Annotated in this window: 15 protein-coding genes; 8 read left to right on the forward strand and 7 right to left on the reverse strand. The window is 46.4% G+C overall.

The window, feature by feature from the left end; translation table 11 throughout:
• Positions 1-8: 8 nt before the first annotated feature.
• Positions 9-1,181 carry a cephalosporin-hydrolyzing class C beta-lactamase ACC-1 gene (locus QMN38_RS24915; RefSeq protein ID WP_032491956.1) on the reverse strand — a complete coding sequence of 391 codons (1,173 nt, stop codon included), beginning with the start codon at positions 1,179-1,181 and terminating at the stop codon, positions 9-11.
• Positions 1,182-1,462: 281 nt separating this feature from the next.
• On the reverse strand, positions 1,463-2,725 hold the full coding sequence (locus QMN38_RS24920) for an IS1380-like element ISEcp1 family transposase (protein ID WP_000608644.1): 1,263 nt from the start codon (positions 2,723-2,725) through the stop codon (positions 1,463-1,465).
• A 201-nt stretch (positions 2,726-2,926) separates the two neighbouring features.
• Here QMN38_RS24920 and QMN38_RS24925 point away from each other — a divergent pair, with 201 nt between their 5' ends.
• The 3 genes from QMN38_RS24925 to QMN38_RS24935 all read left to right on the forward strand — a co-directional run bounded on the left by QMN38_RS24925 (position 2,927) and on the right by QMN38_RS24935 (position 6,018).
• Positions 2,927-3,202, forward strand: coding sequence for a hypothetical protein (locus QMN38_RS24925; RefSeq protein WP_000864986.1), 276 nt, complete (start codon positions 2,927-2,929; stop codon positions 3,200-3,202).
• Positions 3,203-3,693: 491 nt separating this feature from the next.
• Positions 3,694-5,172 carry a SulP family inorganic anion transporter gene (locus QMN38_RS24930; RefSeq protein WP_000927306.1) on the forward strand — a complete coding sequence of 493 codons (1,479 nt, stop codon included), beginning with the start codon at positions 3,694-3,696 and terminating at the stop codon, positions 5,170-5,172.
• 18 nt (positions 5,173-5,190) lie between these two features.
• The gene (locus QMN38_RS24935; RefSeq protein WP_001066652.1) at positions 5,191-6,018 is read left to right on the forward strand and encodes a universal stress protein; all 828 of its coding nucleotides are present in this window, start codon (positions 5,191-5,193) and stop codon (positions 6,016-6,018) included.
• A 59-nt stretch (positions 6,019-6,077) separates the two neighbouring features.
• On the opposite strand, the gene arsC is transcribed toward QMN38_RS24935, so the two are convergent.
• The 3 genes from arsC to QMN38_RS24950 are packed head-to-tail and all read right to left on the reverse strand — an operon-like array spanning position 6,078 to position 8,171.
• On the reverse strand, positions 6,078-6,503 hold the full coding sequence (gene arsC, locus QMN38_RS24940; protein ID WP_000065802.1) for a glutaredoxin-dependent arsenate reductase: 426 nt from the start codon (positions 6,501-6,503) through the stop codon (positions 6,078-6,080).
• 12 nt (positions 6,504-6,515) lie between these two features.
• Complete coding sequence (locus QMN38_RS24945) at positions 6,516-7,805, reverse strand: arsenic transporter (RefSeq protein WP_000922628.1); 1,290 nt, start codon at positions 7,803-7,805, stop codon at positions 6,516-6,518.
• Between the two features lie 45 nt (positions 7,806-7,850).
• Positions 7,851-8,171, reverse strand: coding sequence for a transcriptional regulator (locus QMN38_RS24950; protein WP_000941305.1), 321 nt, complete (start codon positions 8,169-8,171; stop codon positions 7,851-7,853).
• A gap of 86 nt (positions 8,172-8,257) precedes the next feature.
• On the opposite strand from QMN38_RS24950, the gene arsH reads away from it, so the two are divergent.
• Positions 8,258-8,962, forward strand: coding sequence for an arsenical resistance protein ArsH (gene arsH, locus QMN38_RS24955; RefSeq protein ID WP_000130816.1), 705 nt, complete (start codon positions 8,258-8,260; stop codon positions 8,960-8,962).
• 32 nt (positions 8,963-8,994) lie between these two features.
• Here arsH and QMN38_RS24960 read toward each other — a convergent pair whose 3' ends face one another.
• On the reverse strand, positions 8,995-10,398 hold the full coding sequence (locus QMN38_RS24960; protein ID WP_000125668.1) for an ISNCY family transposase: 1,404 nt from the start codon (positions 10,396-10,398) through the stop codon (positions 8,995-8,997).
• 191 nt (positions 10,399-10,589) lie between these two features.
• On the opposite strand from QMN38_RS24960, the gene QMN38_RS24965 reads away from it, so the two are divergent.
• The 4 genes from QMN38_RS24965 to QMN38_RS24980 all read left to right on the forward strand — a co-directional run bounded on the left by QMN38_RS24965 (position 10,590) and on the right by QMN38_RS24980 (position 12,816).
• Positions 10,590-10,907 carry a hypothetical protein gene (locus QMN38_RS24965; RefSeq protein WP_000785965.1) on the forward strand — a complete coding sequence of 106 codons (318 nt, stop codon included), beginning with the start codon at positions 10,590-10,592 and terminating at the stop codon, positions 10,905-10,907.
• A 22-nt stretch (positions 10,908-10,929) separates the two neighbouring features.
• The gene (locus tag QMN38_RS24970; RefSeq protein WP_001100610.1) at positions 10,930-11,235 is read left to right on the forward strand and encodes a hypothetical protein; all 306 of its coding nucleotides are present in this window, start codon (positions 10,930-10,932) and stop codon (positions 11,233-11,235) included.
• Between the two features lie 44 nt (positions 11,236-11,279).
• A complete protein-coding gene (locus QMN38_RS24975; RefSeq protein ID WP_000285959.1) occupies positions 11,280-11,951 on the forward strand; it encodes a S1 family peptidase in 672 nt (223 codons plus the stop codon).
• Between the two features lie 457 nt (positions 11,952-12,408).
• Positions 12,409-12,816 carry a hypothetical protein gene (locus QMN38_RS24980; protein ID WP_001371904.1) on the forward strand — a complete coding sequence of 136 codons (408 nt, stop codon included), beginning with the start codon at positions 12,409-12,411 and terminating at the stop codon, positions 12,814-12,816.
• A gap of 50 nt (positions 12,817-12,866) precedes the next feature.
• Here QMN38_RS24980 and QMN38_RS24985 read toward each other — a convergent pair.
• Positions 12,867-13,276 (reverse strand): hypothetical protein (locus tag QMN38_RS24985; protein ID WP_247753998.1); only part of this gene is annotated, 410 nt, incomplete at its 5' end.

Raw genomic sequence — 13,276 nt, forward strand, 5'->3', positions numbered from 1 at the left:
TCTATTTTCTACTTATTCCCTTCCAATGAGCTCAGGATTTTATACGCCACCGTCACTCGCTGATCGATTGAGTAGTTTTTGTTAGCCAGCATCACGATCCCCATCTTCTTAGCAGGAACAAACGCAATATAGGCACCGAAGCCGTTAGTTGATCCGGTCTTATTAATCCACACATTTTCCTGTGGCGGTAACGGCGGAACAATCGGCGTAGCCACGCTTTTCGTCATCGCCATATCGTTACCGGTGAGCAAATTCGGCAGAGAAACCGGATATGGCAGCTGCTCCCACATCAGATCCTGAGTAATCTCACCCGATTTGAAATAGCCGGTGTGGGTGGCTGTCAGAGCCTGTTGCATCTTGGCATTAGCATCAAGCTTTAACTGCCCCATATTGGCTTGCACGTAGCGTAACAAGTCGCTGGAGGTGGTTTTGATACCATAAGCTTCGTTACCCAAAATCTCCATATTCACGTGCACTGGCTCATCTTTCTTGTTGTAGCCCCACGCATAGTTTTCCATCTGGTCAGCCGGAACCTTCAAGTAGCTGTGATGCATGCCTAACTGAGGAAGGAGGGTTTTCTCAATCGCATCTTCATAGCTCACACCCAGACTTTTCGCCGCAATCATCCCTAGCAAACCAGTACCGATATTGGAATAAACGCGATGGGTTCCAGCCGCATCGGCAGGTTTCCATGCTTTTAGATAAGCCATCAGCTGTGTGGTATTTTTAATATCTTCCGGCATAAATAGCTGTAGGCCTGAGGTATGCGTGCCCACATTGAGTACGCTAACGTGGTCAAAGCTGCTGCCACGCAACTCTGGAACGTAATGGCTAACGCTTTGATCCAAAGACAGCTTACCGCTCACCTGCGCATAGGACGCCAAGGTGGCAGCAAACGTTTTACTCAGCGAACCCACTTCAAATAACGTATTTTCCGTAACCGGCTGCTGAGGCTGTTTTGCCGCTAACCCATAGTTATAAATGTAGTTTTTACCGTTGACGGTCACTGCGACCGACATACCGGGAATATTATTCTTCTGCATCAGCGGCTGGATCAGGTCATCAACGGTGTCTTTAATTTTGCTCTCATCGATATTAGCAGCCAGAGCACCTTGGACAGTTGCTGCCAGACAGGTAATCACGGATAACAGCTTCAATGTGTTCTGCATTTTTTTACGCATGAATAAGTGACCTTTTAATCGGATATATGTGGAACCTTGCACGCCAATCCGCATGCAAAAGAAAAATATTTATACCTAAATTCCACGTGTGTTTTTTATTAGCTTCAAAAATCACTATTTCACGAAGAATTTAGACTGCTTCTCACACATTGTAACATTATTTACAACCACCTTTCAATCATTTTTGATAAATCATTGATTTCATCTTTGCTGCAATGATACTTAATAAACTCTGCAAGTTATCCACAGAGCAACACTCAATTTTATTGATGATATTCTTATTATACCAGACATTTTTCATACACTCCCTTGTACGGATAGTTTTCCGACAACTTCATGATTACATATCTTGCGGTTTTGATTATTTTTGCTGCAAGAAATACATACTTCAAACGAAAGGTCTTTATTTGCTGTCTGTATTCTGAAGAGTCCAAGGAATCAAACTTGAACAACAAAAATAGGTTATATGAAAGCATCATCATTTGAAACACGGCTTCATTCGCCCAAAATGACTTTAGCAAGAGATGACCCACCGCCATGTCGTATTTGGCTTCTTTGATATAGTTTTCAGCATTACCACGCTTTTCATAGTATATAACTACTTTTTCAGAAAGCAAGGTAGTATTTGTTACAAAGAAAAAGTAGTCGTATTCGGAACCTTCTAAAAGTGATAATTGTGCTCTTTCTTTTTCTGGTTTCAGTACGCGAGATACGACAAATCTTCTGTCTTTTTCCCATTTAACTAATTTTGTATACAGTTCTGTAGTTTCTCTACCTTCTTCTCCTTTAACGAATACAATTGATGAATTCGTTGCTTGTGAGGTGAGTGTAGAATAACTTTTGGCTTTAATTAAATATTTGCATCCAAGAGATTCTATCGTTTCGATAATTTTTTCATCAAAGTAGCCACTATCCATTCGAAATAAAATTTCTAAATCGTCTGATTTGATGTTAGCAACAATTTCTTTGATCATTTCCGCAGCACCGTTTGCAGTGTAAGTATTGCCACTTCTTACAAATCCGGTAACATATGCTTTTAATTCGTCGCAAAATGCAAATTGGATATTGTAGCATCGGTTTCCCAGTTTCTTAGGATTATATCCTTTTGACGCACCTTCTTGATGACCTTCTACGTTAATTACACTACTATCAATATCAATCGTAATGGATGTCAATTTACTTTTAGTGAGCAGTTTTTTAAAGACTTTAAAATTAATGTCTCTAAACATTTGGGTTGTCTTGAAGTTGAAGTTTCCTAGAAACCGTGACACTGTTTCAGGTTCTTTTACGGAAATATCAAACTCGTTGACGAGGGGATCATTTTGAAGTAGCTTTAGACGTTCTAACTTATCAATGCCAATGAAGTGACCGCAGAGCATGGTCTTTATATGATTCATCTTGATTTTATTTGTTGAGTCATTATCAAATACGAGGTCATTTTCAATAAAATCAAAAATCCCATTGCTTTTTGCATTCTCAAGGAGCAGAAAAAGACCTGCATTTGATGTTAGATTCTTAGCTTTGAAATCAATTTTATTAATCATAATTAGAACCCCTTTTTACTACTTTTCTTACTATTATTTTACCATATATCGAGTCATAAAAGCTGATAATTTAACATATTTTTGAGCACTTTTCTTTCACCCAATGGGTGAAAGCTGAATTTCGAAGGAATGCATATTTATCAAGGCTTTGATTATGCTTTTTGAAGTACTGACGTAGAATCTAGGTACTGGTATCTTAAAATGAAAGTGAAAGAGTTGATCGCCATGCTGAACGAAAGAGACCCTGAGGCAATTGTTCTGATTTCCGGCTATGAAACGATCGGCGGCACGGAAGTCGCAGAAGCTGATTTGCTCATTGATATGCAGTCAATATGCTTAGAACAGGCTGATAATCTCACAGGAAACCGTAAAGTTGTTTCTTCCGGTGGTGAAGATTCAGTTTGGTTAGGCTGGAAAGATGATTACCGTACAAAGGTGTTTTTAGAAGATGCCCAAATTCCTGATCAAGATGAATGACGGTCAGCGTTGGCTTCAAAGGCAATCTATCAGTACGTGAAACGTAAATGTTAAAAAATAACCACATATGAATCAATAACTTATGTCAAAGCTAAGTAGAGATGTCCGGGGTGGGGCAAAGTTCAAATGTCCTTTGATAATATTGAATTCCTGGATAAAAATCGCATCTTAACCTCTTCGTTTGAGTACCTTGTTGGGTTGACCCCGTATTCGCTTTATTTGTAGTATTGGGCTGCTTTGAAGTGTTTCATGTTCAAACGCGACGTGTTCTGTAAGTTCTTCCTGACAACAGAGCCGACAATATATACACATCCGCTATGGAGAATCTGACAACCGCTATGCGTATTACGCCACCCTGAGTTTTTCCTTCCTCTGTCGTACTGAGCAAGCCTCAGCACGCACTCAATAACATCCCGTCTGCGGATGTGCTTTACCGTACGTAAAAATGTAGCCCTCCAGGGCTGACTGTATCTAAAAACTGAGAAATTACTATGTTGCTGTCCTCGACGCGTAAGGACTGGCTGGGTAACGTCCGTGGTGACGTTCTGGCCGGTATTGTTGTCGCGCTCGCACTCATTCCAGAAGCGATCGCCTTTTCCATTATCGCCGGTGTTGATCCCCAGGTGGGCCTCTACTCGGCGTTCTGTATTCCTCTCGTTATGGCCTTCTTTGGCGGACGTCCGGCGATGATTTCGTCCTCCACCGGTGCAATGGCTCTCCTGATGGTGACGCTGGTGAAAGATCATGGCTTACAGTATTTACTGGCTGCCTCCATACTGACCGGGGTATTCCAGCTGATAGCCGGATATCTGAAGCTTGGCGGGCTGATGCGTTTTGTTTCACGCTCAGTGGTCACGGGGTTTGTTAATGCACTGGCAATACTGATTTTTATGGCCCAGTTGCCTGAGCTGACCAATGTGACATGGCATGTTTATGCCATGACTGCGGCAGGGCTGGGGATCATCTATCTCTTCCCTTATATCAACAAAACCATTCCTTCACCGCTTGTGTGCATCGTGGTGCTGACTGGGATTGCCATGTGGCTGCATCTGGATGTGCGAACCGTCGGGGATATGGGGAAACTTCCCGACAGTCTGCCGGTCTTCCTGCTCCCGGACGTGCCTTTAAATCTTCAGACGCTGCTCATCATCCTGCCATATTCTGCGGGGCTTGCGGTGGTTGGCCTGCTTGAGTCGATGATGACCGCCACTATCGTGGATGACATGACCGACACGCCAAGCGACAAAAACAGGGAGTGCAAAGCTCAGGGCATCGCGAACATCTGCACATCCTTTATCGGAGGAATGGCAGGCTGCGCGATGATTGGGCAATCTGTTATCAACGTAAAATCCGGTGGACGCGGACGACTTTCAACCCTCACGGCGGGCGTGGTGCTGCTTTGCCTGATTGTGTTCCTGCGCAACTGGGTCTCCCAAATTCCGATGGCAGCGCTGGTCGCGGTGATGATTATGGTTTCCATCGGGACATTCTCCTGGCGCTCCATTGCCAACCTGCGGACACACCCCCTTTCAACCAGCGTGGTCATGCTTGCCACCGTCGCGGTTGTGGTGGCAACACATAATCTGGCCTTCGGTGTGCTGACCGGTGTACTGATTGCTTCGCTCAATTTTGCCACTAAAGTATCCCGGTTCATGCGTGTAACCTCAGTTCTGGAGGGGACGAGCCGGACGTATACCGTCACCGGCCAGGTATTCTTTGCATCAGCAGACCGCTTTACGAGCCACTTTGATTTCCGTGAAGCGATTGAGAATGTGGTGATAGACGTTTCACATGCCCATTTCTGGGACATCACGTCCGTCAGCGCCCTGGATAAGGTGGTCATTAAGTTCCGTAGAGAGGGCGCCGGGGTTGAAATACGTGGGATGAATGAAGCCACCCGCACCATCGTTGACCGGTTTGGTGTTCACGATAAACCTGAAGAAGTCGAAAAACTGATGGGCGGTCATTAACAGACTGGAGGGAAAACTATGAATAATACTGTTACAGCCTGTGTGGACGGTTCACTTTCAACGCGGTCAGTGTGTGAATATGCGGCGTGGGCAGCCCGCACTTTGCAATCACAGCTAGCACTGTTGCACGTTATCGAAAAAGACAGCACCCCGGTAGTGTCAGACCTGACCGGCACTCTCGGCATAGACAGTCAGCAATTGCTGACCGATGAGCTGGTAGAAATTGAAGGGCAACGTAATCGCCTGCTGATGGCCCAGGGGAAAGCAATACTGGAAAGTTGTGCTGAACTGCTTCAAAAACAGGGAAGCCCGGATGTGCTTTTGATGCAAAAACACGGTACACCGGATGAAGTTCTGGCAGAGCTGAGCGACCTTCGTCTCATGGTGCTGGGGCGTCGGGGTAGCCAGCATCCGGTAGGCTCTCATCTGGAAAGCGTTATTCGTCTGCAAAAGAAACCCCTACTGGTTGTTCCGGAGAACTACTCAGTGCCTTCCAGAGTCATGCTGGCTTATGATGGCAGTGAAGAAAGCAGGAGTAACCTGGAACGTCTGACGATGAGTCCCTTACTCAGGGGGCTGGAGTGCCACCTTGTCATGGTAAACGGTAAGAAGGAAGAGCTGCTGACCGCACAGCAAATTTTACGTGACGCGGATATAGAAAACAGCACAACACATCTTACCGGGCAATCAGTCGGGGACGCGCTTATTCGTTACGCCGAGGAAAATGCTGTCGATCTGATAGTGATGGGGGCCTACGGTCATTCCAGGTTGCGGCAGTTCTTTATCGGTAGTCATACCTCCGAAATGCTGCAAAAGACGCAACAACCGCTTCTTATCCTCCGTTAGCACTGATTATCTTAAATAAAAAAGGGCGAGTTCTCTCGCCCTTCGTCACAAGAACACGTTTAGTTCAGCCGGTTACCTTTTTCATCAACTACCTTCTCACCGTCCTCTTTCGTGAACGCGCTTTTCTGCGCATCGGGAAGAATATCCAGCACGACTTCAGAAGGGCGGCATAGCCGGGTACCCAGCGGCGTTACCACGATAGGGCGATTGATCAGAACAGGGTGCTGCAACATAAAATCGATTAACTGCTCGTCAGTAAAGCGGTCTTCCGCCAGCCCTAACGCTTCAAAAGGTTCGACATTCTTACGCAGCAGCGCTCGTACCGTGATCCCCATATCCGCAATGAGTTTTACCAGCTCAGCTCGTGATGGTGGGGTTTCAAGATAATGAATAACGGTCGGCTCTGTACCGCTGTTGCGGATCATTTCAAGGGTATTGCGTGACGTGCCGCAGGCCGGGTTGTGATAAATGGTAATGTTGCTCATATCAGTATCTCATTACAAAGTGAAAGACAGACGAAGCGCCAGTGCTGCAAGCGTGACAAACAGCACGGGGATTGTCATGACAATGCCCACCCGGAAGTAATATCCCCAGGTAATTTTGATATTTTTCTGCGACAGAACGTGCAGCCACAGTAACGTTGCCAGACTGCCGATAGGGGTAATTTTTGGCCCCAGGTCGCTGCCGATGACGTTGGCGTAAATCATCGCTTCTTTGATAACACCGGTCGCTGTGCTGCCATCAATCGACAGCGCCCCGACCAGCACGGTCGGCATATTGTTCATCACTGATGACAGGAAGGCCGTCAGGAAGCCCGTACCCAGCGTTGCCGCCCACAATCCCTGCTCTGCCAGCTGATTCAGCAAGGAAGAGAGATAGTGGGTCAGACCGGCATTTCGTAAGCCGTAGACCACCAGGTACATCCCCAGCGAGAAGATAACGATTTGCCAGGGCGCACCACGCAGCACCTTACCGGTGTTAATGGCATGCCCTTTTTTCGCAACAGCAAACAGAAGCAATGCACCAGCGGCTGCGACCAAACTGACCGGTACGCCCAGCGGCTCCAGTCCGAAGAATCCCACCAGAAGCAACACCAGAACCAGCCAGCCGGTTTTAAAGGTATTCACATCACGTATAGCGTCTTTCGGTTCTTTCAACAGAGAAACGTCGTAAACGGCGGGAATGTCCTTACGGAAAAACAGATGCAGCATCACCAGCGTAGCCGCAATCGCGGCCAGGTTAACCGGGACCATCACGGCGGCATATTCTGAGAAACCAAGCTTAAAGAAATCCGCCGAGACGATATTCACCAGGTTTGAGACAATCAGTGGCAGGCTTGCCGTGTCAGCGATAAACCCTGCGGCCATGATAAACGCTAAGGTTGCTCCCCGGCTGAATCCCAGCGCCAGCAGCATCGCGATAACGATAGGTGTCAGGATCAGTGCCGCACCGTCGTTGGCAAACAGTGCCGCAACCATCGCACCAAGCAGGACGATCCAGGTGAAGAGCAGCCGCCCCCGGCCATTCCCCCAACGGGCAACGTGCAGCGCGGCCCATTCAAAGAAGCCGGATTCGTCGAGCAGAAGACTGATGATGATCACGGCGATAAAGGTGGCGGTCGCATTCCACACTATCTGCCAGACCACCGGAATATCCCCCAGATGAACGACGCCAGTCAGCAATGCCAGAATTGCGCCCAGTGAGGCACTCCAGCCAATCCCCAGCCCTCTGGGTTGCCAGATAACCAGGACGAGCGTGAATAAAAAGATAGCACCAGCCAGTAACATCAGAAACTCCATTCACATTTGTTTATTCGGATATATATATCGCCATCAGCAGGAGACAGATGCCACGCTACTGAGCTTGTTGCGTATGTTTTCTCGTTCACAGTTCCAGGCTGTATCAATAATACCCGCAGCCCATGCTGGCATGTGTGGCGACAGTCGGTAATGCACCCATTTTCCTTCGCGACGGTCGATGACCAGCTCGGCTTCACGTAAAAGGGCCATATGGCGAGAAATTTTTGGCTGAGACTCTGCGGTTGCCGCACAGATGTCACAGACGCACATTTCACCGGACTCCCTGAGAAGCATCACGATAGTTGAACGGGTCTCGTCGGCGAGCAGTTTAAAAAGCTGAACAGGCTGTAGCATGCTTAACCTCGTAAAAAAATAACAATACATATGGTATTTCATATGTGATAACTTTTAAAGCATAGCTTATGAAATGGAGATTTTTTATGACCGACTTACCAGCAATCGAACCGGCTTATTTTGATGATGCGCTTGCCAGCAAACTTACGGGCAACAACGAAACCATGCCGCGAATTCTCATCCTGTACGGTTCAGTACGAGAGCGGTCCTACAGTCGTTTTGCAGCGGAAGAGGCCGGGCGGTTGCTGGCAAAGATGGGGGCTGAGGTGAAAATATTTAACCCATCCGGTCTGCCGTTACCCGATGATGCGCCCGAAAGTCACCCCAAAGTGCTTGAACTCCGCGAGCTGGTCAGGTGGTGTGACGGAATGGTCTGGAGTTCTCCGGAAAGACATGGCGCCATGAGCTCGGTGATGAAGGCCCAGATTGACTGGATACCCCTGAGTGAAGGTGCTGTTCGTCCTTCCCAGGGTAAAACGCTGGCCGTCATGCAGGTTTGTGGTGGTTCACAGTCGTTTAACACGGTCAATCAGATGCGGATACTTGGCCGCTGGATGCGGATGTTCACCATCCCCAATCAGTCGTCAGTGCCAAAGGCATGGCAGGAATTTGATGATGAAGGGCGCATGAAACCCTCACCCTGGTATGACAGGATTGTCGACGTTACCGAAGAGTTGTTCAAAATGACGTTACTCCTGAAAGGGCACACAGCCTACCTGTCCGACCGCTACAGCGAAAGGAAAGAGAGTCATCAGGAGCTCGCGGCACGGGTCAATCAGGCCAAAATCTGACAGCCAGGCATGCCCGGATGGATTACCGGGCTTTAAATCGGTTTCTTCCCAAATATCTCTTCAGAGCGTGACTGAAGTTTCACCAGGGCATTGAACATATCGTCCTGATCCAGGGAACGCTGGGATTTCTTCGTCGTGGGAGCTTTACGCCTGCGAGAAGGGCCGTCTCCGGATGGTACGGATTGCGACCGGTTATTATCCCGCTCGGCCTGGACCAGCTGCGCCATTTCCAGGGCCCGCCCCAGACGTTTGTTATCCACAATGGCCCCCTGATCGATTTCAGAAAGCTTGTCATAGGTGGAGTAGGGAAGTGATACGCCATTAAGCCGGAGCTCTTTATGTCCATCCGGGTAATGCCAGACATCGATGTATTTACCAATCGCCCGACGACTGAATTCGCTGTCTTCAATCAGATAAAGGACTTTGTCGTATTGCACTGTGAGTGATTTCGACACTTTACGAGCTTCACGCCAGTTAAATACCATATCAAGATCGTCATCGACATCCAGTTCCCGATGAACATCAAACGCCTGGCGAGGCGCTTTTGCGAAACGACGGTTGTAATCGTTCATGAACTCTTCGGCAAATGCGTTCGCAGCTTCCATGGAACTGATGCCCTGGAGCCTGAGCTCCTTGACCAGTCGGTCCTGAAGCGTCAGGTGCGCCCGTTCAACGCGGCCTTTGGCAGCACTGGTTTCTGCACAAATGGTCTGAATGTTCAGTTCATGCATCGCACGGCCAAACTGGGTATCGCCGTCGCCGCCGGTTGCATTTTTATTGTTGATCCTGAATACGCTGGCTTTGTCGCTGTACAGCGCAAGCGGTTTGCCATGTTTTTCAATATAGCCCCGGGTCGCTTCAAAATAGGTGAAAGTAGACTCAGATTTCACGAAAAGAAGCTGCATTAAACGACTGGTTGCGTCATCAACGTAAACCAGTGCCGTACACTTAGGTCCCCGATTTTCAAACCAGTGGTGGTCGCAGCCGTCGATTTGTATGAGTTCACCGGCACAGGCACGGCGGTAACGAGGTTGCTGAATTTTTGGCGCACGTTGCTTACGTGGGACCCACAGACTGGCCTGAGTCATCAGCTTACGGACGGTTTCTTTGGAAAGATGAACACCGTGCACCTCAGACAGTTTTTCACAGGCCAGCGTCGGACCGAAATCGTTATAGCGTTCGCGAATAATGTTCAGCGCGTATGCGGCCAGTCCCTGAGGCAACTGGTTGTTACTGGATTTACCACGACGGCGGCTGGTCATGCCAATCGGACCATCTTCACGATAACGCGCAAGCAGACGACGGCACTGACGGTCGGAGATACCAAGCCGCTGAGCTGCCATTTGTGTTGTCAGACGCCGGTCGATGACATCCTGAATGATTTTGAGTCGGTTAACTTCATCCAATGTGAAAAACTCCGCTGCGAGAGCCGTCATGGTAATCCTTACTTGATTATACACGCCGGACATCTTAACTTAGCCATTATCGGACATTACAACTTTGCTACTACAACTTAAGTGCGCATAATCAGGATTATGTAAGATCAGCGTTAAGTAGTCGATTTATTTGAAAGTGACGTCGTCTTTAAGTTAAAATCACCTATAATCAATACCTACTGGAGCAGCTCATGGCTGACACCTACCTCCCCCCGGGCTTTAAAAAATGCAAATCATGTCAGCAAGTTAAACCCTTTGAACAGTTTGGAAAAGAGCTCAAGGGCAAGTTTGGCCTCAAGAGTAAATGCCGAGCGTGTATTAGCGAGAAAAACAAAACGTACGCAGCAGGCCCAGGGGCCGAAGTAAAGACGCAAAATAATAGGACCTACCAGGCAGAAAACAAGACTGAGCTCGCGGAGAAAATGCGCGTTAAGCGTGCGAAAGAAAAATTTGGTGATCGCTATAATTCCTACCTCGCTTCTTTAGAGTCCATGAAAAAACTCAAATAATGTAATCGCCAACGGAGGAATAATGAATGTACATCTGAAATATGATACGATAAAGCACTATCACTTTGATTGGCTAACGCCTGCTGGCGACTATCCTAATTCAGCGGTTATGCTCGTAGGTTTCCGTGATGGGCGCTGGATTATTGTTCAAGAGTTCGGAAATGATTATAGCTGCTTCGAGGGCGTTCTGAAGAATGGTGATGATCTTAATACGGAGCCTAAATTCTATTCCGACTTAGAAAGCGTAGCGGTTGCTGCTTTTGGCATGATGAAGCAGATATATCCCCAGTACCAAGATAGCACGTTAGAAGAATTCCTCGCTGGATAAAATATTCTAGAAACCAAACTCGCCTTATTCGAAGGAAACTGACTATGTATAGAAAGGTTTTAGCTCTTTCAGCCTTACTGATTTCTGCTTGTTCCACCGATAATCCTCATAAACAAAGTATGCACCACAATGATTTTGAGCTTTCGGACTCAGCTGTAAAAATTCAAATCAAGTCTGGAAATAAGACAATCTCCGGCTCAGGTACTTGGATCGATGAACAACATATTCTTACAGCTTCACATTTATGGCTTGATGCAAGCAAGGATTATAGTCTAAGTATAATAACAAGGAATGGGAGCCAACCAGCAACAGTTATCAATATTGATGATCCTAAGAACCGGGACCTCGCTCTTTTAAAAGTAGAAAAAAATACTATTGTCAAAGCCCCACCTAATTGGAAGCTTCCAGTATGTGATAATGTTCTAGCTCCAGGTGAGTCTGTTTGGGTTCTATCGGGAATGTATAATACGCTTTCAAATACGTATGCTTCCCCCGACTCAACCTACTATTATAAAGGAATAGTTGGTTCTGATGGTTTGACTGCTTTTTATCAAAATGGAGTTAGTGGAAGCGCTGTGTTAAACCAATCTAAGAGTTGCTTATATGGTGTTGTGAGTCAACAAGACATTAAAAAGATCAATGTCTATCAGATATATATTACGAAGATTACTACAAATGAAATTATACGCGGATTCATAGGTTATAAAAATAATTAAATGAGCGTAATCTTACAACAGGCAATTCCGACGTTATCTGCGTTGGTCTACCTATCTGAACCTTTAAAAGGAACGTCTATCATGTATAAACTTTTACCCGCAATACTAGTCTTTCTTTCGGTGTTCCTTGGACTAATCGCTCTACTCAGTGCTATCAAAAATGGTTCTGATGAATTGGCGGTATTCCTCATTACACTTTCGGCGTGGTTCGCTGCTTTAAGTAAGTTTTATTCACTTAAACTGTATAAAAATAGTTAGCCTGTGAATCCAAATACAGTTGACAAGTATCCAGCACTGCCCCCGTGATTTATTCAGGTTAGAAGCATTCCCGGAGTGCAGGCTGGGATTAGAAAAGTTACTTTTCTTACGATGTACCAACCAATAGGGCACGACTTATCGTAATGCCTAATTACATATTACCTGTTTAAGTCGATCTAATAATTTCATTGGAGCAGACATGTCCCCGGAATTGGTATCAGGCATTGCACGAGTGGCGCATGAAAAGCTACTTTCAGTTTTGACGGAGTGCGGCACAAAGAAGACGAAAGGCACATGCCTTTTTGCAAGCTATCTTGTATGTTATTTAGCAAAAACTAAAGGTCTAGATGCTGTTGTTCGTGGGGGTAACGGTGCAGATGATGGCGGTATATTTACAGAGAGTGGTGGCTTTGGCCATTATTGGTGTGAATTGAACTTCGAAGAAGTGCAATATTATATTGACATCACTTCCGAGCAGTTTGGGTTTCATCCATACATAGTGAAACGCGTCAACGATATAACAGGATGGCCACGATATATTCCTGGTGATCAGGAAACGGTCGATAGTCATTTAGAACAATTATTACGCGACGGCTATACAGAATAGGCTGCGTATACACTATCGCAGCCTTTCAGGCTCTTAACCCTTGTGACCAGTTAACGGAACCACTCAGGATGACGCTGCCGATCAACGTTGATAACCTGCGAATTAAATTCAACGACATCCGCTGGAGTAAGCATTAATTCATCAGGATTTACAATAAATGGTCTTAAAACCACTTCGCCACCGTCTTCTTTTGCACCGTAGATATTAATAAGAAAGTGCAGTCGTTGATTTCCGTCAGCATTGCGTTGCCATTCTCTAAAAGTCAAAGTCTGTTTAATATAGTTTGTTAAAAGAAATGCGAATTCAGATTCTTCCGTTTGTGAGATACCGTTTTTGTTAGACATTTTTTTTAGTATCTTTCCGAGCATGGATACACAGGCATCTAGGGAAGGTGCGAATAAGCAGGTCATTTCTTCCCAAGCTGACTCGCTGATTAAAATTTCGCGGATCTGGGCCGATT

Source organism: Citrobacter sp. R-1.5.2 (assembly GCF_035064245.1).
In the GTDB taxonomy this organism is placed as follows: domain Bacteria; phylum Pseudomonadota; class Gammaproteobacteria; order Enterobacterales; family Enterobacteriaceae; genus Citrobacter.